Origin of the sequence: Halorubrum sp. Atlit-26R, assembly GCF_003666015.1 — an archaeon.
Classification (GTDB): domain Archaea; phylum Halobacteriota; class Halobacteria; order Halobacteriales; family Haloferacaceae; genus Halorubrum.
This window is the reverse complement of record NZ_QPLT01000007.1, coordinates 105,994-122,478: the sequence shown is the minus strand read 5'-3', so window position 1 is coordinate 122,478 and position 16,485 is coordinate 105,994. Positions and strand designations below refer to the sequence as shown.

The 16,485-nt window shown below is 72.1% G+C and carries 21 protein-coding genes and 1 tRNA gene; 12 read left to right on the top strand and 10 right to left on the bottom strand.

Translation table 11 applies throughout. From position 1 onward, the window contains the following. Positions 1 to 7: 7 nt before the first annotated feature. A complete protein-coding gene (locus DVK07_RS09670) occupies positions 8 to 730 on the bottom strand; it encodes a hypothetical protein (RefSeq protein WP_233565399.1) in 723 nt (240 codons plus the stop codon). Between the two features lie 155 nt (positions 731 to 885). Here DVK07_RS09670 and DVK07_RS09665 point away from each other — a divergent pair, with 155 nt between their 5' ends. Together DVK07_RS09665 and speB are read left to right on the top strand one after the other, a co-directional pair. Beyond that, a complete protein-coding gene (locus tag DVK07_RS09665) occupies positions 886 to 1,263 on the top strand; it encodes a translation initiation factor IF-5A (RefSeq protein ID WP_017344606.1) in 378 nt (125 codons plus the stop codon). A gap of 5 nt (positions 1,264 to 1,268) precedes the next feature. Next, positions 1,269 to 2,135: an agmatinase gene (speB, locus tag DVK07_RS09660; protein WP_121596858.1), complete on the top strand. Its 867-nt coding sequence runs from the start codon at positions 1,269 to 1,271 to the stop codon at positions 2,133 to 2,135. Positions 2,136 to 2,147: 12 nt separating this feature from the next. Here speB and DVK07_RS09655 read toward each other — a convergent pair whose 3' ends face one another. Together DVK07_RS09655 and DVK07_RS09650 are read right to left on the bottom strand one after the other, a co-directional pair. Continuing rightward, positions 2,148 to 2,399: a hypothetical protein gene (locus DVK07_RS09655; protein ID WP_121596857.1), complete on the bottom strand. Its 252-nt coding sequence runs from the start codon at positions 2,397 to 2,399 to the stop codon at positions 2,148 to 2,150. A 76-nt stretch (positions 2,400 to 2,475) separates the two neighbouring features. Continuing rightward, complete coding sequence (locus DVK07_RS09650) at positions 2,476 to 4,104, bottom strand: amidohydrolase (RefSeq protein ID WP_121596856.1); 1,629 nt, start codon at positions 4,102 to 4,104, stop codon at positions 2,476 to 2,478. An 81-nt stretch (positions 4,105 to 4,185) separates the two neighbouring features. On the opposite strand from DVK07_RS09650, the gene DVK07_RS09645 reads away from it, so the two are divergent. After that, complete coding sequence (locus DVK07_RS09645; RefSeq protein ID WP_121596855.1) at positions 4,186 to 4,635, top strand: universal stress protein; 450 nt, start codon at positions 4,186 to 4,188, stop codon at positions 4,633 to 4,635. Between the two features lie 62 nt (positions 4,636 to 4,697). Here DVK07_RS09645 and DVK07_RS09640 read toward each other — a convergent pair whose 3' ends face one another. Then, positions 4,698 to 5,645 carry an alpha/beta hydrolase gene (locus DVK07_RS09640; RefSeq protein ID WP_121596854.1) on the bottom strand — a complete coding sequence of 316 codons (948 nt, stop codon included), beginning with the start codon at positions 5,643 to 5,645 and terminating at the stop codon, positions 4,698 to 4,700. A gap of 49 nt (positions 5,646 to 5,694) precedes the next feature. On the opposite strand from DVK07_RS09640, the gene DVK07_RS09635 reads away from it, so the two are divergent. After that, positions 5,695 to 7,077 carry a DEAD/DEAH box helicase family protein gene (locus DVK07_RS09635; protein ID WP_121596853.1) on the top strand — a complete coding sequence of 461 codons (1,383 nt, stop codon included), beginning with the start codon at positions 5,695 to 5,697 and terminating at the stop codon, positions 7,075 to 7,077. A 441-nt stretch (positions 7,078 to 7,518) separates the two neighbouring features. Here the strand turns inward: DVK07_RS09635 and udk are convergent, their stop codons facing one another. Continuing rightward, positions 7,519 to 8,217, bottom strand: a complete 699-nt coding sequence (gene udk, locus DVK07_RS09630) for a uridine kinase (RefSeq protein ID WP_121596852.1) — start codon at positions 8,215 to 8,217, stop codon at positions 7,519 to 7,521. A 181-nt stretch (positions 8,218 to 8,398) separates the two neighbouring features. Here udk and DVK07_RS09625 point away from each other — a divergent pair, with 181 nt between their 5' ends. From DVK07_RS09625 to DVK07_RS09610, 4 genes are all read left to right on the top strand, one after another. After that, the gene (locus DVK07_RS09625; RefSeq protein ID WP_121596851.1) at positions 8,399 to 9,124 is read left to right on the top strand and encodes a cyclic nucleotide-binding/CBS domain-containing protein; all 726 of its coding nucleotides are present in this window, start codon (positions 8,399 to 8,401) and stop codon (positions 9,122 to 9,124) included. 66 nt (positions 9,125 to 9,190) lie between these two features. Continuing rightward, complete coding sequence (locus DVK07_RS09620) at positions 9,191 to 9,751, top strand: GNAT family N-acetyltransferase (protein ID WP_121596850.1); 561 nt, start codon at positions 9,191 to 9,193, stop codon at positions 9,749 to 9,751. Positions 9,752 to 9,812: 61 nt separating this feature from the next. After that, positions 9,813 to 9,886 (top strand) — tRNA-Thr (locus DVK07_RS09615). A gap of 62 nt (positions 9,887 to 9,948) precedes the next feature. Next, positions 9,949 to 10,152, top strand: a complete 204-nt coding sequence (locus DVK07_RS09610; RefSeq protein ID WP_121596849.1) for a hypothetical protein — start codon at positions 9,949 to 9,951, stop codon at positions 10,150 to 10,152. A gap of 39 nt (positions 10,153 to 10,191) precedes the next feature. On the opposite strand, the gene DVK07_RS09605 is transcribed toward DVK07_RS09610, so the two are convergent. Together DVK07_RS09605 and DVK07_RS09600 are read right to left on the bottom strand one after the other, a co-directional pair. After that, a complete protein-coding gene (locus DVK07_RS09605) occupies positions 10,192 to 10,611 on the bottom strand; it encodes a universal stress protein (RefSeq protein WP_121596848.1) in 420 nt (139 codons plus the stop codon). A gap of 73 nt (positions 10,612 to 10,684) precedes the next feature. After that, positions 10,685 to 11,197 (bottom strand): CinA family protein, encoded by a 513-nt coding sequence (locus DVK07_RS09600; protein WP_121596847.1) that lies wholly within the window; start codon positions 11,195 to 11,197, stop codon positions 10,685 to 10,687. 60 nt (positions 11,198 to 11,257) lie between these two features. Between DVK07_RS09600 and DVK07_RS09595 the strand changes: the two genes are divergently transcribed. The 4 genes from DVK07_RS09595 (at position 11,258) to DVK07_RS09580 (ending at position 14,161) form a co-directional block, all read left to right on the top strand. Beyond that, positions 11,258 to 11,929: a bifunctional 2-polyprenyl-6-hydroxyphenol methylase/3-demethylubiquinol 3-O-methyltransferase UbiG gene (locus DVK07_RS09595; protein WP_121596846.1), complete on the top strand. Its 672-nt coding sequence runs from the start codon at positions 11,258 to 11,260 to the stop codon at positions 11,927 to 11,929. Beyond that, the gene (locus DVK07_RS09590; protein ID WP_121596845.1) at positions 11,926 to 12,558 is read left to right on the top strand and encodes a hypothetical protein; all 633 of its coding nucleotides are present in this window, start codon (positions 11,926 to 11,928) and stop codon (positions 12,556 to 12,558) included. The genes DVK07_RS09595 and DVK07_RS09590 overlap by 4 nt, the downstream gene beginning before the upstream one ends. Positions 12,559 to 12,635: 77 nt before the next feature. Further along, positions 12,636 to 12,911 (top strand): hypothetical protein, encoded by a 276-nt coding sequence (locus DVK07_RS09585; protein WP_121596844.1) that lies wholly within the window; start codon positions 12,636 to 12,638, stop codon positions 12,909 to 12,911. Positions 12,912 to 12,979: 68 nt separating this feature from the next. Further along, entirely contained in the window at positions 12,980 to 14,161 is a 1,182-nt protein-coding gene (locus DVK07_RS09580; RefSeq protein WP_121596843.1) for a PAS domain S-box protein, read from the top strand. Between the two features lie 38 nt (positions 14,162 to 14,199). Here the strand turns inward: DVK07_RS09580 and DVK07_RS09575 are convergent, their stop codons facing one another. The 3 genes from DVK07_RS09575 to DVK07_RS09565 form a co-directional block, all read right to left on the bottom strand. Then, entirely contained in the window at positions 14,200 to 14,841 is a 642-nt protein-coding gene (locus DVK07_RS09575) for a thymidine kinase (RefSeq protein WP_121596842.1), read from the bottom strand. A gap of 45 nt (positions 14,842 to 14,886) precedes the next feature. Further along, positions 14,887 to 15,342 carry a hypothetical protein gene (locus DVK07_RS09570; RefSeq protein WP_121596841.1) on the bottom strand — a complete coding sequence of 152 codons (456 nt, stop codon included), beginning with the start codon at positions 15,340 to 15,342 and terminating at the stop codon, positions 14,887 to 14,889. A 78-nt stretch (positions 15,343 to 15,420) separates the two neighbouring features. Beyond that, a complete protein-coding gene (locus DVK07_RS09565) occupies positions 15,421 to 16,485 on the bottom strand; it encodes an amidohydrolase family protein (protein ID WP_121596840.1) in 1,065 nt (354 codons plus the stop codon).

The window sequence follows — 16,485 nt, the reverse complement described above, 5'->3', positions numbered from 1 at the left end:
TCGACCGCTACGTCGCCGCGGTCGCGGCCGCCGCGCCGCTTGCCGCGGCCGACCCGCTCCCGCTCGCGTAGTTCACCGCGTCGCCCCAGTCGACGGGCGGGACGCCGGGGTCGCCGTCGTCGCCGTCGGCCACGTCGCTCCGGAGGTCGCGGTGATCGTAGTCCGGGTCGCGGAGGCGTTCGGCGAGCTCCGGCGTGACGGCGACGCGTTTCACGGTTCGCCCGACGTCGCCCAGTGACCCGTCGTCGAGGCCGAACTCCACGTCGTACCCGCGGACGTGGGCGTCGTCGAACTCGTCGTGGAGCGCCGCGGCGGCGCGGGCGACGTGACGGTAGACGCCGTCTCTTCCGGGGTCGGCGGTCGCCAGCGGAATCCGGATCACCGGGACGTACACCGGGTCGCCGTCGTCGTGTTCGGCGACCTCGTGGAGGTTCGCGGCCGAGGGCACGTCGGTGCCCTCGCGGACCGGCGCGTCGGTGGGCGCCGGGAGGTCGTCGCCGAGCGCGTCGGCGACGCGGTCGACCCGGTCGTCGGACGAGTGGAGGACGTACGCGACGATGCCGCCGAGGAGCGCGAGCCCGGCCGACATCACCGCGCCGGCGACCACGAGCCTGCCGCCGCTCAGGGGGACCGCGCCCGGGTCGGCGGGGGCGACGGCGCCGGCTACGGCGTCGGCGATCGCGGCGGTCGAGATCGATGCGTCCGAGGAGAGGGAATCGATCGGGGACACGACCGGCGATCCAACTCGGTTCCTGTTGAGTGTTTTCCCTCCGCGGGGGTCCGACGGCCCGATCCGCGCGTTGCGGACGCCCTCGGCCGCCACGCCGGTTTCGGGAGCGCCGCGGTTCCAAACCGTTTATACCCGCCCCGCGGGAATTGGCGATTATGCCGCGAGAGCAGAAGCAGGTTCGCGAACTCCAGGAGGGCAGCTACGTGATGATGGACGACGCGCCCTGTAAGATCAACCATTACAGCACCGCCAAACCCGGAAAACACGGCAGCGCGAAGGCACGCGTCGAGGGCAAGGGCGTCTTCGACGACAAGAAGCGCTCGCTCTCGCAGCCGGTCGACGCGAAGGTGTGGGTCCCGATCATCGAACGCAAGCAGGGCCAGGTCGTCAACGTCAGCGGCGACGAGGTCCAGGTGATGGACCTCGACACCTACGACACGTTCACGATGCGCATCCCCGAGGGCGAGGACTTCACCTCGGACGACAACATCGAGTACCTCGACTACGAGGGCCAACGGAAGATCATCGGGTAATCGGCATGTTCCCCGGGGCGACGACCGACCGCGAAGCTGCTTCCCACGTGGTCGTCGGCGCTCCGCTCGACGCCACGACCACTTTTCAGCCGGGCGCCCGGTTCGGACCGGACCGGGTCCGGCGATTCGCCGAGACGTACGACGACTACGACCGCCGCACCGACAGCCGCTTCTCCGCGCTGGGCGTCCACGACGCCGGCGACGTGCGTCCCTGGGACGACGTGCCGGCGTACCTCGACCACCTCGCCGCCGAGCTGCGGAGCGCCGTCTACGACGACGCGACCCCCCTTCTCCTCGGCGGCGAACACACCGTCACGTACGCGGGCGTCGACGCGGTCGACCCCGACGTACTCGTCGTCGCCGACGCGCACCTCGACCTCCGCGAGGCGTACGACGGGAACCCGTGGAACCACGCGTGCGTCACGCGCCGCTGCCTCGACGACCTCGGCGTCGACCGCGCCGTGATCGTCGGCGCCCGGACCGGCTCCGAGGCGGAGTGGGACCGCGCGGCCGACGCCGACGTCGAGGTCGTCGCGCCCGAGGACGCCCGCGAGTGGATCGACGCGCTCGGCGACGGCTCGGCGGGCGAGGCCAACGACCGACCGTTCGACGGCGACGACACGGTCTACTGTTCGATCGACGTCGACGCCCTCGACCCCGCCTACGCGCCCGGAACCGGGACGATGGAGCCGTTCGGGCTCGAACCGCGGGAGGTCCGCGATCTCGTCCGCGCGGTCGCGCCGCGCGCCGACGGCTTCGACGTCGTCGAGGTGAACGACCGCGACGACGGGCAGGCGGCGGCGCTCGCGGGCAAACTGCTGCGGGAGTTCGTCTACGCGCACGCGGCCGGCGAGGACTGGTCGGGCGAGTGACGGACGAGAGCGTTACGAGACCTCGGAGAGCCGGCGGCGCGCGGCGGTCACCGCCTTCATGGCGTCGATCCACTCGCGAGGGTCGGTACACCAGATGCGGTCGCCCTCGACGCTGACGCAGAAGACCGACTCGCCGGAGGGAGAGAGCGTGACGCGGTCGACATCGGGGCGGTCGCCGAGGTACGCGTCGATGAGCCGTCGGGCGGTCTCCGCCTCCGACCGGAGGCGGTCCCCCGCGGCGTACTCGATAGCTATCTCTGCCATGCCGTCGGGTTAGACTTACACGATTAATAACTGCTGTTTTCTGGCAGCGATTGCGGGTTCCCGGTCGCTCTGTCTCCTATCGGCCGTCAAACACGACCTCGCCGTCGACGACCGTCAGCGCGACGCCGATCTCGTCGATCGCGTCGTCGCGCTCCCACGGCGAGGCGTCGAGCGCGACGAGGTCGGCCCGCTTCCCCGCCTCGATCGTGCCGAGCCGGTCCTCGTCGAAGCCGGCGTAGGCGGCGCCGCTCGCGTACGCCCGCAGCGCCTCGGTGACGGTGAGCCGCTGCGCCTCCGCGGGGGCGTTGACGGCGTGGTGGACGCCGAACAGCGGGTCCATCGGCATCCCGTCGGAGCCGAACGCGAGTTCGACGCCCGCGTCGAGCATGTCGCGGTAGCGGTTCGTCGCGGCGGTGCGCTCCTCGCCCAGCCGCTCCTCGTAGAGCCCGCCCTCCCGCGCCCACTTCAGGAAGTTCGGCTGGACGCTCGCGACGACGCCGCTGTCGGCGAGCCGCTCGATCGCCTCGTCGTCGGCCAGTTCGACGTGTTCGATCCGGTGGCGCGCCTCGCCCGGGTCCGTCGCCGAGGCGTCCTCGTAGGCGTCCAGTACGGCGTCGACCGCCTCGTCGCCGATGGCGTGGGCGGTGAACTGGAAGCCCGCGTCGGTCGCTTCCGCAACCGTCTCGTTCAGCTCGTCGGGGTCGACGACCCACTGGCCGGTCTCGTCCGGGGCGTCCGCGTACGGCTCGGAGAGCCGGGCCGTCCGGCCGCCGAAGCTCCCGTCGGTGTACGACTTGATCGCACCGGTTTCGACCATCTCGCTCCCGGCGTTCGTGGCGAGGCCGACCTCGCGGGCCGCGTCGAGGTGGTCGCTCCAGTAGTTGATCCGGACGCGGGCGGTGAGTTCGCCGGCCGCGTCGAGGTCGCGGTAGACCCGCGGCGCGTGCGAGTCGCGGACCATGTCGTGGAACCCGGTGATCCCGCGGGCGGCGCAGTGCTCCAGCGCGGCCTCGACGACAGCGCGCGTCTCCTCGCGGTCGGGCTCGACCGCCCGGTAGATCGGGTCGATGGCGGCTTCGAGGAGGACGCCGGTCGGCTCGCCGTCGCCGTCGGTCGGCACCGTCTCGTCGGGGGCGTCGGCGAGCGCGTCCGCGAACCGGTCGAGCGCGACGCCGTTGACGGCCGCGACGTGCATGTCCTCGCGGAACGCCGCCACCGGGCGCTCGGTCGAGACGCGGTCGAGGTCCGCGCGGGTCAGGTAGCGCGACTCGTCCCACGCCGACTCGTCGTAGCCGTAGCCCAGCACCCAGTCCTCCGCCTCCCCGTCGCTGTCCGGTGCCTCGCCGCCGCTCGACTCGGATTCCACTTCCGCCGCGCGCTCGGCGAGCAGGTCGACGGCCGCGTCCGGGGAGTCGGCCGCGGAGAGGTCCGCGTGGACGAGGTAGCGGCCGACGGTGGTGAGGTGGGTGTGCGCGTCGACGAATCCGGGGAGGAGGACGCGACCGTCGAGGTCGACCACGTCGGTGTCGACGCCGGCGAGCAGTTCCACGTCGTGGGTCCGGCCGGTTCGGACGATTTCGCCGTCGCGCACGGCTACGGCCTCGTGAACCGCGTCGCCGCCGTCGTCTGCGTCGCCGCCCGAACCCGGGTCCGCGAGCGTGTGTACCTCTCCGTTCACGAAGATCCGGTCCGCGGCCTCGGTCATGGAAATTCGGGGGGCACACAGCGTGTTAACCGTTCGGGAAACGGCGACCGATTTATTCGGGCGCCCGACGAATCGCCGCGTATGTACGACAACGTCCTCCTGCCCACCGACGGAAGCGTCGGCGTCGACCGCGCGATCGACCACGCGATCGACGCCGCCGACCGCTACGACGCGACGCTCCACGTCCTCTACGTCGTCGACAGCGACGTGGTGAACGCCTACTCCGGCGACGAGTTCGTCGACGGCGCCGAGGGGGCCGAGGAGACGCTCGAAGAGACCGGCCGCGAGGCGCTCGACGCCGTCGCCGAGCACGCCCGTGACGCCGGCGTGGAGGCGGTCACCGCGCTGCGGTACGGCGTCCCCCACGAGGAGATCCTCCGCTACGCCGACGAGGAGGACGTCGACCTCACGGTGATGGGCTCGAAGACGCGCTCGGGCGACTACCGCCGCATGCTCGGCTCCGTCACCGAGCGCGTCTCCCGGCAGTCGCCCGCGCCGGTGAGCATCGTGAAGACGACCGTCGAGGCCTGACCGGAGTCGACGCCCGAGGCGCGCGGCCGACGCCGATGCCGATGCCGGCGCCTCGCGGGCGTTTATAAACGGTCTCGCACGTCCGCCCCGACCGCCGACAGCGCCGCCTCCGCGGCGTCGACGCGATCCGCGAGGCTACAGAACCCGTGCGCCATCGCCGGGTAGTGGCGGTGTTCGACCGGGGTTCCCTCGCGCTCGAAGCGCTCCGCGAGCGCGACGCCGTCGTCCCGCAGGGGGTCGAACCCGGCGGTGACGACCGTCGCGGGCGGCAGGTCACCGAGGTGGTCCGCCCGGAGCGGCACCGCGTAGGGGTTCGCGGCGTCCACCGGGCTCCGGAGGTACCGCTCGTAGAACCATCGCATGTCGTCGCGCGTCAGGAGCGGGCCGTCGGCGTTCTCGCGGTAGGAGTCCGTCTCGAAGTCGTAGCCGGCGATCGGATAGAGGAGGAACTGACCGGCCGGCTCCGGGAGGTCGCCGACATCGCGGGCGCGGAGCGACGCCGCGACCGCGAGCGCGCCGCCCGCGCTGGTACCCGAGACGCCGATTCGGTCGGGATCGACGCCGAGCGCGCCCGCCGTCTCCGCGACCCACGACACCGCCGCGGCGGCCTCGTCGACCGCGACCGGGAACGGGTGTTCCGGCGCGAGCCGGTAGTCGACGGAGACGACGACCGCGTCGGCGCGGACCGCGAGCTCGCGGCAGATCCCGTCGACGGAGTCGAGCGTGCCGAGCGTCCACCCGCCGCCGTGGAAGTGGACGAGGGCGCGAGATGCTGCCGAGTCATCGACGGCGCTCTCGGGCCGATACACCCGGACGGGCACCTCGCCGTGCGGGCCGTCGAAGGCGAGGTCGCGCACGTCGGCCACGGGCGGCTCGGGCGGCCCGGAGAACAGGTCGTCTTCGAGGTCGCGGGCGGCCGCGACGGAGAGGTCGCTCCACGCGGGGAGCCCCAGCGACTCGATCTCGTCGATCGCCGCCGCGAGGTCGGGGTCGAGTTCGTCCGCGCGCATACCGTGGCGAGGCGGTGGGCCTTTGTAAGTCGGTCGGCAACTCCGGGCGATGGACGTCCGGCTGACCTACGAGGACGGGACGATCCGCGTCGACGCCGACCCCGACCTCGGCCCGGACGCGCTGCCGCCGCTGCCGGGCGTCGAGACCGACCCCCGGACCGGGACCGGCCGCGCGCCCGCGCACCGCTACGCCGAACTCCGACGGGCGCTCCGGGTGGCCGGCGTCTCGGTCGACGACCGGGTCCTCGACGCGAGCGACCGCGCCGCCGAGGAAGCCGGCCTGCCGGACGCGCTCGCCACCGACTACGACCTCCGCGAGTACCAGCGCGAGGCGCTCGACGCGTGGCACGAGGCGGGCGACCGCGGCGTGATCGAACTCCCGACCGGCGCGGGCAAGACCGTGATCGCGATCCGCGCGATGGTCGAGCTGGGCGTGCCGACGCTCGTCGTCGTCCCCACGGTGGACTTGCTCGACCAGTGGCAGCGCGAACTGGAGCGCGAGTTCGACGTCCCGATCGGGCGGTTCGGCGGCGGCGAGCAGCGCCGAGAGGCGGTCACGGTGTCGACGTACGACTCGGCGTACCTGAAGGCCGACGGCGTCGGCGACGCCTTCGAGTTCGTCGTCTTCGACGAGGTCCACCACCTCGGCGGCGAGGGGTACCGCGACGCCGCCCGATTGCTCGCGGCGCCCGCGCGGCTCGGGCTCACGGCCACCTTCGAGCGCCCCGACGGCGCCCACGAGGTCGTCGCGGACCTGGTCGGCGACCGCGTCTACGCGCTCGACGTGGACGACCTGGCGGGCGACCACCTCGCGCCCTACGACATCCGGCGTATCGAGGTGGACCTGACCGAGGAGGAGCGCGAGCGATACGACGAGAAACAGGGCACGTTCGTCGAGTACGTCCGCGACGCGGGGATCACGTTCACGAGCGGGAGCGACTATCAGGAGCTGGTCAAGCGCTCCGGCAACGACCCGGCCGCTCGGGAGGCGCTCCTCGCCAAGCAGGACGCCCGCGAGATCATGATGAACGCCGACCGCAAGGTCGAGCGGCTCGCGGAGATCCTCGACCGCCACCGCGACGACCGCGTGATCGTGTTCACGGCCCACACCGACCTCGTCTACCGGCTCTCCGAGCGCTTCCTGCTGCCCGCGATCACCGCCGAGACGGGCGCGAAGGAGCGCCGCGAGATCCTCGAACGTTTCCGCGACGGCACCTACAGGCGGGTCGTCGCCGCGAACGTCTTAGACGAAGGGGTGGACGTGCCCGACGCCAACGTCGCGGTCCTCCTCTCCGGGTCGGGCAGCGAGCGCGAGTTCACCCAGCGGCTCGGCCGCGTGCTTCGCCCGAAGGAGGACGGCGGTCGGGCGACGCTGTACGAACTCGTCAGCGCCGAAACCGCCGAGGAGCGGGTGGCGAGCCGGCGTCGATAAGCCGGAACGGTCGAGATGTGATTTTTAAATAGGGATGAGCGACTGCGACGATTATTTATAAATGACGACGCGGTGGCGCGTGCCTGCGAGCGGCCGGAGCGAAGCGGAGGCCGCGAGTCGCACGCGCGAGGGAGTCAGTCGCCCGAAGCGAAGCGAGGGCGACTGACGAGGCTGGGGAGGCGTGAGGTGCGGGGCTGTGCTGTGCGGGGTGGGACTCAAAGGGGCAGCCGCGAGGGCGGCGCAGGCGACACAAGCACCGCAGCGAGGGAGCGGAGCGACTGAGTGAGGAGCGCAGCGAGCGTGCGTCGCCCTCGCGGCTGGGGCTTTGGCGGTGTTCACCGTCGATCTGCGAGCAGCAGTTTATAAGCAAACGACCGGGGATTCGGCGACAGATGCCGTCGTTCCGATGTCCACACTCAGAGGCCCGACGTTTCCAACCGATTAATCGTCGCCGTCCATGTCGAGCGAGCGCTTCTCGCCGAGCTCCGCTTCGAGGCTGCCGCGCTCCCAGCTCCGGACGGCGTCCCCCTCGACTTCCGCCCGAAGCTTCTCCTCTAAGAGGTTCACCGCGACGCTGTTGGCGCCCTCCGGGATGATCACGTCGGCGTGCTTCTTCGAGGGCTCGATGAACTGCTCGTGCATCGGCTTCACGGTCGAGAGGTACTGGTCGATGACGCCTTCGAGGTCGCGGCCGCGCTCGATCACGTCCCGCCGAATTCGCCGGAGAATACGCACGTCGGCGTCCGTCTCGACGAACAGCCGGAGGTCCATCATGTCGTTTATCTCCTCGTCGTACAGCGCGAGGATGCCCTCTAACACGATCACGTCCGTCGGCTCGACGGTGACGCGCTCCTCCTTGCGGTTGTGGACCTCGAAGTCGTACTGGGGCATCTCGACGGACTGCCCCTCCAAGAGCGCCTCCAAGTGCTCCCGGAGCAGTTCCCACTCGAACGCCGAGGGGTGGTCGTAGTTGACCTCCTGACGCTCCTCGAACTCGAGGTGCGAGAGGTCCTCGTAGTAGTTGTCCAGCGGGATCCGGGTGACGCTGTCGCCGAGGTCGCGGGTGACGAGCCGGGAGACGGTCGTCTTCCCGGCGCCCGTCCCCCCCGCGATCCCGATCACAAACGAGGGAATGGCCATATCGCCGTTCGAACGCCGGAGGGTTTGAACGCTCCCTTTTCCTCGCCGCGTGCGGTCCTCGATCCGCGCTACACACCCGCCCCGCACCGAAGATCGTGCCAACCGATCGCAGTCCTACGATCGGCGCGGATAAAACGCTACCGGGGGCAGCTTTTAGCCGGTCGGAGCGGATCCGAGTCGTATGCGAACAGACACCACGGTTCGTGACGTGATGCACCGCGAGTTCCTCGGCGTCAGCGAGTCGGACTCGCTCCCGGAGGCGGCCGCGCTGCTGGTCGACGAGGAGACGAACTGCCTGGTCGTCGTGCGCGGCGGCGAACCGGTCGGTCGCCTGGAGTCCCGCGACGCGCTCGACGCGCTGCTGGACGCGACCGGCGACGGATCGGACGACGGTCCCGACCCCGCCGACCTCACCGTCGGCGACGTGATGGGCCCGCCGCTGCCGGCGGTGGCGCCCGACGACTCGCTGGCGGCCGTCGAGGAGCGGCTCGTCTCGGAGGGGGCGGACCGCGTCGTCGCCGTCGACGACGGCGAGGCGGTCGGCGTCGTCACCGACGGCGACGCGCTGGCCGCGGGCGCGCCGCGGACGGGCGCCGGCGCCGAGGGGTTCGGCGAGGAGGCCGCGGCCGGCGAGCCGCGACCGAACGAAACGGTCCTGTCGACGGCGGCCGCGGCGGACTCCGACGCGGAGCGCGGCGCCGAGGCGACGATGGATCCGGAGGCGGCGGAGCGCGCCGCGGCCGCGTCCCGCAACGAACCCGCCGGTACGGACGGCGGCGCCGACTCGACTGCGGGCGCGCCGAGCGGGGCCTCGACGCAGGGCGTCTGCGAGAACTGCGGCGCGCTCGTCCCCGATCTCGTCACCGCGAACGGGCAGGCCGTCTGCCCGAACTGCCGCGAGATCTGAGTCGGCCTCGAAGCGAGCGATTCGCCGGCCGGCAGCCTCAACACGCCCCGAGCCGAAGCCCTCCGCATGGGCGAGACGGACGCGCGGATCGAGCCGGCGACCGCCGACGACGTCGACGCCGTCACGGACATGTGGGTGGCGCTCGCGGCCGGGCAGCGCGAGCACGGCGCCACGCTCCGCGCCGAGGCGAACCGCGCGACGGTCCGCGAGTGGGTCGCGCAGTCGGTCGTCACGGGCGAGCTGCTCGTCGCTCGCGATCCGGACCGCGCGGCGGAGACGGACGGCGGGGGAGACCGCGACGCCGACCCGGTCGGCTTCGTCGGCTTCTCGCTCGAACGCGGCGACTACGAGCGCGACGCCGTCCGCGGGACCGTCAGTAACCTGTTCGTGGTCCCGGAGCGACGAGGGGAGGGGATCGGCGCGGCGCTGCTCGACGCGGCCGAGCGCGCGCTCGCCGAGCGCGGCGCCGACCGCGTGGCACTGGAGGCGCTGGCCGACAACGACCGCGCCCGGAAATTTTACGCTGACCGCGGCTACGGCCCGCACCGCGTCGAACTGACGAAGTCGTTGAGCGGCGTCAACGGCGACGGACGCAGCGACGACGGATCGGGCGACGAAAGCGACTGACGCCGGCCGGGTTCGCGGAAAGCGACACGCACACATAGGAGGACCGAGTACGGCCGCACGCGCCAGGGGAGCATGGGTGGTTCATGCACTCGACTTGTAATCGAGACTTCCGGGGTTCAAATCCCTGCCCTGGCTTCAGACCCTTTTGCGACCGTCCCCCGGACATTTCTTAAGTAGCCCCGACGCTCACGTCGGGTATGGACTCGTCGGACCGCGCGCTGCTCGGCGTCGCCGGAATCGTCGGCGCGCTCGTGATCGCAGTCGCGGTCGCCGGCGGTGCCCTCTTCGGCTTCGAGGAATCGGTCGCGCGGCCGCTCCGGCTCCTCGCGGTCGAACCGCTCACGTGGATCGTGATCGCCGCGCTCGTCGTCGCGGTCGTCGGAAACGCCTACATCGACTGACCACGGTAACGCGGGCGCCGCCTCCGAGAAGGACCCCGCTCACCGCACGACCGTCACCGGCACCGGCGACCGCTGGAACACCGTCTTGGCCACGTTCCCCACGAACAGGCGGTCCGCGAGCGACCCGCTGTGGGTGCCTAACACGACGACGTCGAACGCCTCCGCGTGGTCGATGATCTGCCGCGCGGGCCGGCCGGCCTCGACGACCGCCTCGATCGCCGCGTCGTACTCGGCGGCGATCTCGCGTGCCCGTTCGAGCACCGGTTCGGCGGCCTCGCGGATGCCGTCCTCACCGGCCTCCGACAGGGCGATCCCCGCGGCCTGCCCCATCATCGGCGACGCGCCGCCGACGACGTGTAACACGGTGATCTCGGCGTCGGGGTGCCCGTCGAGCGCGTACCGGAGCGCGCGCTCGGAGAGGTCAGAGCCGTCCATCGCCACGAGTACGCGCTCTATCATACCGGCAACACGCGCCGTTACCTGATAAACGCACGTGGTGTTCGGGGGGCGAACGGGCGGATCTCCCTCGTCCTCACCCGTCGACGTCCTCGACGGTCCGGACGAGCGCGTCGAGCGCGTGCTCGGCCGCGCCCCGCTTCACCGCGTCGCGGTCGCCGTCGAGGACGGCCCGCTCCGCCCGCACGAACGACTCCTCGGTGCCCCACGGCGCGGCGTGCGCGACGCCGAACCAGACGAGCCCCACCGGCTTCTCCTCGGTGCCGCCGGTCGGGCCCGCGATCCCCGTCGTCGCGACCGCCCAGTCCGCGTCCGCTCGGTCGCGCGCGCCCGCCGCCATCTCGCGGACCACCGGCTCGCTCACGGCGCCGTGCGCGTCGAGCGACTCGCGGGAGACACCGAGCAGCTCGCGCTTGGCGTCGTACGTGTACGTCACGAAGCCGCGGTCGAAGTAGGCGCTCGCGCCGGGCACGTCCGTCACCCGCGACCCGACCAGCCCGCCCGTGAGCGACTCCGCGGTCGCGAGCGTCTCGTCGCCGTCCGCGAGCAGTGCGTTCAGCCGCTTCGCGGGGTCCGTCGCGTCCTCCATACCCGTCACTCCGGGCGAAGCGCCCCTGAGGTTTACGCCCCGGCGCGCCGAAGGGCGCCCGTGACCGACACCGACTGGGACGAGCGGTTCGCGTCGGGCGAGTACCCCCGTGCGCCGGAGCCGTCGCCCGTGCTTCGCGCCTACGAGCCGTCGCTGCCGGGCGGCCGCGCGCTCGACGTCGCGGCCGGCACCGGCCGCAACGCGGTGTTCCTCGCGGACCGCGGCTACGACGTCGACGCGCTCGACGCCTCGCGGGAGGGGCTCCGGATCGTCCGCGAGCGCGCCGCGGAACGCGGGATCGCCGACCGGATCGAGACGGTTCAGGGGGACGTCTCGACGTACGCCTTCCCGGCGGAGACGTACGATCTCGTGACGATGAGCTACTTCCACGCGCTCGACCGGTTCGCGGACCTCGTCGAGTCGCTCGCGCCGGGCGGATACCTGTTCGTGGAGGGCCACCTCCGGTCCGCGGAGCCGTCGCCGTCGGGCCCCAGCGACGACCGGTACCGCTTCGCGGCGAACGAGCTGCTCCGTGCCGGACTCGGACTCAGCGTGCGCTACTACGACGAGACGACGACGGAGCGCCCCGGAGACCGCCGGCGCGCCACGGCCCGGCTGCTCGCGCAGAAGTCGACCGGCGGTCGGCAGTCGTACCCGGAACGCCCAAACGGGCCGGACCGGTGGCCGAGCGTCGGGAGCGAATCCGCCGCGGCGGACGAGCGGGACGCGTGACCGACGACGACGCGTCGCCCGCGGCGGTCCTCCGGTCGCTCGTGGCGCGCGCGGTCGACGTCGCCCCCGCGAGCCTCGACGGACGCGTCGACGTCGTCGAACGCGGGAGCGAGTCGGCGGGCGACGGCGAGGCCGGGAGCGACTCCCCCACTCCGGCCGGACGACTCGCCGAACTCGTCGGGGAGGCTGGGAGCGTCGTCGCCGTCGTCCCGCGGGTCGACGCCGACCTCGCCCGGCGACTGAGCGCGTCGCTGGCGACGGGTGAGGACCGGGCGGGCGAGGGGAGCGACGCCGAATCCGGGGCAGTCGAGGGGAGCGACGCCGAACCCGGGGCGGGAGCTCCGCGAGAGGTCCGCGTCGTGTTCACCGACGCCGCGAGCGACCGCCTCACCGGAGCGACCGGGGCGGTGGTCCGACGGGCGCTCGCCGACCGCGGCGTCGACGCGTACCGCCACGCCGGCGAGTCGCCGGTGGCGGTGGTCCTCGCGGACGACCGGGCCCTCGTCGGACTGGTGGACGGGGACGGGGTCGCCGCGCTGCTGTGGACGGGCGACTCGGCCGTCCGCGAGTGGGCGGCCGCGACCTGTCGGCGCTACCTCGCCGCCGCCGAACCGGTGAGCGAGGGGTGAGCGGGGGACGCACGTCGGACTCGGACCGACCGCCGGCTCCCCGGACAGCTTTTGAGGGTCGGCGTCGAAGGACGCGTATGAAGGCGTTACTGCTGTTGGTGGCCGGAATCGGCGGACTGCTCGAAGCCGTCGCGCCCCGTCGCGCCGTCGCGCTCTGGACCCGCGCCCTCTACCGGAACGCCGGCGAGGCCGAGCCGCGCGAGTGGGTGTACGCGGCCGCGAAGGTCGAGGGAACGCTGGTGGCGGCGGGCGCGCTCGCGGGGCTGTTCCGCCTCGCGACTGCGGACGACGACGCCGCAGTCGACGGCGAGGCGACCGCGGACGGGCGCGAGGACGCCGTCGACGCGGCGTGATCCGGTAGCTCGCCCGCGGCGGCGGAGCGACCCGAACGTATATCGGGGAGGTCCCGGTATGAATGTACATGACGGGGGATCCCGCGGACCCCGAGTCGCGAGACGCGTCGACGGTTCGGGTCCTCCACGTCGACGACGATCAGGCCTACCTCGATCTGACCGCGACCTACCTCGAACGGATCGACGAGACGTTCGAGGTCAGGTCCGAGACGGACGTCGACGACGCGCTCGACGCGCTGGAGACGGCGCGGATAGACTGTATCGTCTCCGATTACGACATGCCCGAGGCGGACGGGCTGACGCTCCTCCAGCGGGTCCGCGACCGCGGGATCGAGATCCCGTTCGTGCTGTTCACCGGCAAGGGGAGCGAGGAGATCGCGAGCGAGGCCATCTCGGCGGGCGCGACCGACTACATCCAGAAGCGCGGCGGCAACGACCAGTACGAGGTGCTGGCGAACCGAGTGCGCAACGCCGTCGACCAGCACCGGTCGCGGGCCGCGCTCGCCGCCAGCCAAGAGCGGCTCTCGCGGTTCATCGACCAGTCGCCGCTGGGGACGATCGAGTACGACGACGCCTTCCGGATCGTTCGGGTGAACCCGGCCGCGGAGGAGATCCTCGGCTACGACGAGTCCGAACTGCTCGGCGGCACGTGGCTCCCGTTCGTTCCCGAGCCGGAGCACCGACACGTGGCGGCGCTCGAACGCGACCTCCTCTCCGATAAGGGCGGCTACCAGAGCGTCAACGAGAACGTCCGCAGCGACGGCGAGCGGATCCGCTGCGCGTGGCACAACCAGGTGGTGACCGACGCCGACGGCGAGGTGATCGGCGTGTTCTCGCAGTTCGAGGACGTCACCGAGGCGGAGATGCGGAAACGCGAGATCGAGCGGACGAACGCCGTGTTGTCGACCGCCCTCGACGCGCTCCCGGTGGGGATGCTCGTCGAGGACGCGGACCGACGGGTGATACGGGTGAACGAGCGGCTCTACGACCTGTTCGACATCGACGGGGACCCGGAGGGCGCCGTCGGCCGCGACTGCGAGGCGTTCGCGGCCGACCTGAGCGGACGGTTCGCCGATCCCGAGGGGTTCGTCGAGCGGATCGAGCGGATCGTCGACGCTCGGCGTCCGGTGAACGACGAGCGGCTCGCGCTCGCTGACGGGACGGCGCTGGTTCGCACGTATCGACCGATCGACCTCCCGGACGGCGACGGACACCTGTGGGCCTACCGGCGGGCGCGCAGCTCCCAGTGAAGTGACGGTCGGCGGTCCGCAGGCGAGCGCCGACTGACTCAGTCGTTCGCGGAGTCGGCCTCGGCGCTCTCGAACGGTCGCTCCCCGTCGGGCCGGTCGCCGGTCAACAGGACGTGACAGTCGCGACACCGCGCCTCGTAGGACTCCTCGGCGCCGACGAGGATCGTCGGGTCGTCGACGTGGGCGGGCTCGCCCTCGATGAGCCGCTGGTTCCGGGAGGCGGGCTCGCCGCAGACCGAGCAGATGGCCTGTAGCTTGTCGACGTACTCGGCGGTCGCCATGAGTTGCGGGAGCGGCTCGAACGGCTCGCCGCGGAACGTCTGGTCGGTCCCCGAGACGATCACGCGGCTGCCGCGGTCCGCGAGGGCGTTACAGACCTCGATGAGCGCGTCCGAGAAGAAGTTCGCCTCGTCGATCGCGACGACCTCCGCGGGATCGTCGTCGAGGATGTCCCGCGGCCCGTCGCCCTCGTTGTCGACGACGGTCGCCTCCCACTGGCGGCCGGCGTGGCTGCCGATCGTCGTCTCGCCGTAGCGGTCGTCGATCGCGGGCGTGTAGACGGCGACCGACTGGCCGGCGATTTCGGAGCGCCGGAGCCGTCGGAGCAGCTCCTCCGTCTTGCCCGAGAACATCGACCCCGAAATGACCTCGATCCACCCGGATCGAGTGATAGCGTGCATACCCGATCGGGCCGGAGCCAGCGACTAAACCGTTTCTCTCCGGTGTCAGTACCCGGTCGCGACCGCGACGACGACCGCGGCGACGAGGACGTACGCAGCGGCGGAGACCGCCCAGTCGCGTCGGATCGGGCCGAGCCGCTGGCGCGGGAGCCCGGACGCGCGGGGCAGCGGGACGAGCGCGAAGAAACCGACCATCAGCGCGACCATCGCGTGGCCCGCGATGACCAGCGCGACGGCGGTCCCGACGCCGAGCGCCGCCTGTACCGCCGAGACGAGGCCGACGAACAGCAGCCCCGAACCGCCGCCGGCGACGTAGTGGACCCACGTCGCCAGCCGCGCGGGCGCGTCGTCGACGGGGGTGTCCGTGAGCACGCCCGCGGCGACCTTCGGCGCCGTCTCTCCCTCGGGGAGCCGCGCCATGGCCACGTCCATCGCCAGCGTCGCGACGAGGCCGACGACCGGTCCCAGCGCGAGCCCGGCGAGCAGCGAGAGCGTCGTCATGAGAGGAGACACGGGCGGGAGCGGTTTCACTCCGTCGGCGGGGGAAATCGGTCCCGGCGTCGCCGGACCGGCCGCACCTCAGTCGCCGCGCGGGACGACTGACTCGCCGCCGATGACGACTCGGGAGACCTCGGCCTGCCCCGCCCGCCTGACGACGGCGCGGACGAGGTCGCGCGCGCCGGCGAGGTTGTCGGAGTCGCCGTCGAGGACGAGCAGGTCGGCGTCCGCGCCGGGCTCGATCACGCCGCGATCGAGCCCGGCGATCTCGGCGCCGTTGACCGTCGCCATCCGCAGTATCTCCCGGGCGGGGAGGTCGGAGAGCTTCGCCGCGAACTCCATCTCGCGGAACATCGACGGCGAGTCGGTCATCACGTTGTCCGTGCCGAGCGCGACCGTCGTCCGCTCGGCCAGCTCGCGGATCGGCGGCACGCCGACGTTCGTCACGAGGTTCGACCGCGGGCAGACGACCACGGGCGTCCCGCGGTCGTCGAGCCGTTCGAGGTGGATCGCCTCGGCGTGGACCATGTGGACGAGGAAGTCCGGACCGAGGTCCATCGCGGCGTTGATGTCGTCGGCGTCGCGCTCGCCCGCGTGGATCCCGAAGGGCTTGCCCGCGTCGCGCGCCGCCGCCCGGACCGCGTCGAAGTCGGCGTCGCGGGCGCCCGAGGCGCCGTACCCGTCCGCGACCGAGAGCACGTCGGGGTCGTCGCGGCCGAAGACGACCGATTCGATCGCGCGCTCGCCGAACGGGACCCCGTCGCCCGCGAGCGCGTCGCGGAGCGCGTTCACGCCCCCGACGCCGCCCTCGCGGAACTCCAGGAAGGTGCCGGTCCCCGTCGCCTCCATGTATCGCAGCGTGCGCGCCATCGCGGCCACCTTCTCCTCGCGGTCCGCGTCCCGGAGGAGCCGGTGTTTCAGGCCGTCCGGCGGCGCGACGAGCTCGTCGAGCGAGAGGCCCTCGCCCGCCTCCTTGGCGATCGAGTCGCCGATGTGGGTGTGTGCGTTGACGAACGCCGGGAGGATCACCGCGTCGCTCTCGACCGACGCCTCCTCGATCCGGACGATCTCGCCGTCCGCGACGACGACCCGGCCCTCGACCGGCTCGAAGTCGCGACCGACCAGCACCGTCCCCTCCAGATGCAT

Excerpts from the sequence above, each read along its gene's own strand:
- DVK07_RS09665 (WP_017344606.1), top strand. The coding sequence starts at position 886 with ATGCCGCGAGAGCAGAAGCAGGTTCGCGAACTCCAGGAGGGCAGCTAC.
- speB (WP_121596858.1), top strand. The coding sequence starts at position 1,269 with ATGTTCCCCGGGGCGACGACCGACCGCGAAGCTGCTTCCCACGTGGTC.
- DVK07_RS09655 (WP_121596857.1), bottom strand. The coding sequence starts at position 2,399 with ATGGCAGAGATAGCTATCGAGTACGCCGCGGGGGACCGCCTCCGGTCG.
- DVK07_RS09650 (WP_121596856.1), bottom strand. The coding sequence starts at position 4,104 with ATGACCGAGGCCGCGGACCGGATCTTCGTGAACGGAGAGGTACACACG.
- DVK07_RS09645 (WP_121596855.1), top strand. The coding sequence starts at position 4,186 with ATGTACGACAACGTCCTCCTGCCCACCGACGGAAGCGTCGGCGTCGAC.
- DVK07_RS09640 (WP_121596854.1), bottom strand. The coding sequence starts at position 5,645 with ATGCGCGCGGACGAACTCGACCCCGACCTCGCGGCGGCGATCGACGAG.
- DVK07_RS09635 (WP_121596853.1), top strand. The coding sequence starts at position 5,695 with ATGGACGTCCGGCTGACCTACGAGGACGGGACGATCCGCGTCGACGCC.
- udk (WP_121596852.1), bottom strand. The coding sequence starts at position 8,217 with ATGGCCATTCCCTCGTTTGTGATCGGGATCGCGGGGGGGACGGGCGCC.
- DVK07_RS09625 (WP_121596851.1), top strand. The coding sequence starts at position 8,399 with ATGCGAACAGACACCACGGTTCGTGACGTGATGCACCGCGAGTTCCTC.
- DVK07_RS09620 (WP_121596850.1), top strand. The coding sequence starts at position 9,191 with ATGGGCGAGACGGACGCGCGGATCGAGCCGGCGACCGCCGACGACGTC.
- DVK07_RS09610 (WP_121596849.1), top strand. The coding sequence starts at position 9,949 with ATGGACTCGTCGGACCGCGCGCTGCTCGGCGTCGCCGGAATCGTCGGC.
- DVK07_RS09605 (WP_121596848.1), bottom strand. The coding sequence starts at position 10,611 with ATGATAGAGCGCGTACTCGTGGCGATGGACGGCTCTGACCTCTCCGAG.
- DVK07_RS09600 (WP_121596847.1), bottom strand. The coding sequence starts at position 11,197 with ATGGAGGACGCGACGGACCCCGCGAAGCGGCTGAACGCACTGCTCGCG.
- DVK07_RS09585 (WP_121596844.1), top strand. The coding sequence starts at position 12,636 with ATGAAGGCGTTACTGCTGTTGGTGGCCGGAATCGGCGGACTGCTCGAA.
- DVK07_RS09580 (WP_121596843.1), top strand. The coding sequence starts at position 12,980 with ATGACGGGGGATCCCGCGGACCCCGAGTCGCGAGACGCGTCGACGGTT.
- DVK07_RS09575 (WP_121596842.1), bottom strand. The coding sequence starts at position 14,841 with ATGCACGCTATCACTCGATCCGGGTGGATCGAGGTCATTTCGGGGTCG.
- DVK07_RS09570 (WP_121596841.1), bottom strand. The coding sequence starts at position 15,342 with ATGACGACGCTCTCGCTGCTCGCCGGGCTCGCGCTGGGACCGGTCGTC.
- DVK07_RS09565 (WP_121596840.1), bottom strand. The coding sequence starts at position 16,485 with ATGCATCTGGAGGGGACGGTGCTGGTCGGTCGCGACTTCGAGCCGGTC.